A 3,161-nucleotide genomic window follows, 5' to 3' on the forward strand; every position below is an offset into this window, starting at 1 on the left:
CAAGCCCGTCCCATCAGGTCGTTGGTCTGCGGGGGATTGCGTGCGCTTAAAACTATGGCGCTGGTCGCGCGCTGCCTATGTGGGAAGAGGGGAGTTGATATGATTGTAGGTGCTGTTCAGGAGCGGGCGCAAAACGAGCGACGTGTTTCGCTGACGCCAGAGAGTGCGTTTCATCTTGGCAAGCTTGGCCATGATTGTCTGATCGAGGCTGGGGCAGGTGAGGGGGCGGGCTTTTCGGACGATGCCTATCGCGCGGCGGGCGTGACGGTGGTCTCGAGTGCCGGCGAGCTTTACGCGCGCTGCGACGTCATCGCCAAGGTGCGGGCACCGGAGCCTTCCGAGGTCGAGCAGCTTCGCGCCGGCCAGACGCTGATCTCCTTCTTCTATCCGGCCCAGAACCGGGAGCTTCTGGAACAGGCAAGGCGCAGGGGCGCCAATGTCATCGCCATGGACATGGTGCCGCGCATTTCCCGCGCCCAGAAGATGGATGCGCTGTCGTCGATGGCCAATATCGCCGGCTACCGGGCGGTGATCGAGGCCGGCAACAATTTCGGGCGCTTCTTCACCGGCCAGGTGACCGCCGCCGGCAAGGTGCCGCCGGCAAAGGTTCTGGTCATCGGCGCCGGTGTCGCGGGCTTGGCAGCGATCGGCACGGCGACCGCGCTCGGCGCCGTCACCTATGCCTTCGACGTGCGCCCGGAAGTGGCCGAGCAGATCGAAAGCATGGGCGCCGAGTTCGTCTATCTCGACTTTGCCGACCAGGCGACAGACGGTGCTGCGACCGGCGGCTATGCGGCTCCCTCCTCGCCGGAATTCCGCGACAAGCAGCTCGCCAAGTTCCGTGAGCTGGCGCCGCAGATCGACATCGTCATCACCACCGCGCTGATCCCCGGCCGCGATGCGCCCAAGCTCTGGCTCGCCGACATGGTGGCGGCCATGAAGCCCGGCTCCGTCATCATCGACCTTGCCGCCGAACGCGGCGGCAATTGCGATCTGACCGTCGCCGACCAGAAGGTCGTGTCCGACAACGGCGTCATCGTCATCGGCTACACGGATTTCCCGAGCCGCATGGCAGCCCAGGCCTCGACGCTCTATGCCAACAATGTCCGCCACATGATGGCCGACCTGACGCCGGCCAAGGACGGCAGGCTCGTCCACAACATGGAAGACGATGTCATCCGCGGTGCGACGGTGACGTTTGAAGGTACGATCACCTATCCGCCGCCACCGCCGAAGATCCAGGCGATTGCCGCCAGCAAGCCCAGGGAGAAGGTGAAGGAGCCGACGCCCGAGGAGAGGCGGGCGCAAGAGAGCGCCGCCTTCAAGGCGCAGACCCGCAACCAGGGCCTGCTGCTTGTCGCCGGCACGGCGCTGCTGTTGCTCGTCGGCGCCTATGCCCCGGAAAGCTTCATGAGCCATTTCGTGGTCTTCATGCTCGCCTGCTTCATCGGCTTCCAGGTGATCTGGAACGTCTCGCATTCGCTGCACACGCCGCTGATGGCGGTGACGAACGCCATCTCCGGCATCGTCATCCTCGGCGCGCTCTTGCAGATTGGCTCAAGCGAACTCCTGGTGGAAGTGCTGGCAGCCTTCTCGGTGCTGATCGCCACCATCAATATCGTCGGCGGTTTCCTGGTGACGCGGCGCATGCTCGCCATGTTCCAGAAGTCGTAAGGACCGGCCAAGGGGGAATAGATCATGACCATCGGTATCGTTTCGGCCGCCTATGTTTGCGCAGCCGTGCTCTTCATCCTGTCGCTTGGCGGGCTGTCCGGCCAGGAAAGCGCCAAGCGCGCCGTCTGGTACGGCATGGCCGGCATGGCGCTTGCCGTCATCGTCACGGTCTTTGGACCCCAGGTTCTCGGATCCCAGATCCTCGCGTCCGAGGCCGTCGGTGCAGAGATCGGCAAGAACCCCAGCACCTGGCTCATCGTCCTCGTGATGATCGCCGGCGGCGCGCTCCTCGGCACCATGGTCGCAAGACGGGTGCAGATGACCGAGATGCCGCAGCTCGTCGCGGCGCTGCATTCCTTCGTCGGCCTGGCCGCCGTCTTCATCGGCTTCAACGCCCATCTCGAGGCGGCCCGTATCGCCGCCATGGACGAGACGGCCCGGGCAGCCCTTGGTGGCTTTGCCGGCATCCTTGCCCACAAGAGCCCGGTCGAGCTTGCAATCATGAAGGTCGAGGTCTTTGTCGGCATCTTCATCGGCGCCGTCACCTTCACCGGTTCGGTCATCGCCTTCGGCAAGCTTTCCGGCAAGGTGGACGGCAAGGCCAGGAAGCTGCCGGGCGGCCATGTGCTCAATGCCGGCGCGGCCATTCTCTCCGTCGTCCTGCTCATCGTCTATGCCAACAGTGGCAATGCCTGGGCACTGATCTCGATGACGGTGATTGCCTTCTTCATCGGCTATCACCTGATCATGGGCATCGGCGGCGCCGACATGCCCGTCGTCGTCTCCATGCTGAACTCCTATTCCGGCTGGGCGGCGGCGGCGATCGGCTTTACCCTCGGCAACGACCTTCTGATCGTCACCGGCGCGCTGGTCGGCTCCTCGGGCGCCATCCTCTCCTACATCACGTGCAAGGCGATGAACCGCTCCTTCGTCTCCGTCATCCTCGGCGGCTTCGGCGCAACCGCCGGCCCGGCCATGGAGATATCAGGCGAGCAGATCGCCATCGATGCCGATGGCGTCGCTTCCGCCCTCAACGATGCCGACAGCGTCATCATCGTGCCGGGTTACGGCATGGCGGTCGCCCAGGCTCAAGCTGCCGTCTCCGAACTCACCCGCAAGCTCAGGGCATCCGGCAAGACCGTCCGCTTCGCCATCCATCCGGTCGCCGGACGACTGCCCGGCCACATGAACGTGCTGCTGGCCGAGGCCAAGGTGCCCTACGACATCGTGCTCGAAATGGACGAGATCAACGACGACTTCCATGAGACCGACGTCGTCATCGTCATCGGCTCCAACGACATCGTCAATCCCGCCGCACAGGAAGACCCCAATTCCCCCATCGCAGGCATGCCCGTTCTCGAAGTCTGGAGGGCAAAGCAGGTCTTCGTTTCCAAAAGAGGCCAGGGGACCGGATATTCCGGCATCGAAAACCCCCTCTTCTTCAAGGACAACACACGCATGTTCTACGGTGACGCCAAGAGGAGCAT

Annotated in this window: 2 protein-coding genes; both read left to right on the forward strand. The window is 63.9% G+C overall.

Features of this window, described 5'->3' with window-relative positions:
* Window positions 1-99: 99 nt before the first annotated feature.
* Window positions 100-1,674 (forward strand): Re/Si-specific NAD(P)(+) transhydrogenase subunit alpha, encoded by a 1,575-nt coding sequence (locus tag GR212_RS36415; RefSeq protein ID WP_163994962.1) that lies wholly within the window; start codon window positions 100-102, stop codon window positions 1,672-1,674.
* 24 nt (window positions 1,675-1,698) lie between these two features.
* Window positions 1,699-3,161 (forward strand): NAD(P)(+) transhydrogenase (Re/Si-specific) subunit beta (locus GR212_RS36420; RefSeq protein ID WP_163994964.1); only part of this gene is annotated, 1,463 nt, incomplete at its 3' end.

This window comes from Martinezella lusitana (assembly GCF_010668395.1).
Lineage (GTDB): Bacteria > Pseudomonadota > Alphaproteobacteria > Rhizobiales > Rhizobiaceae > Rhizobium > Rhizobium lusitanum_A.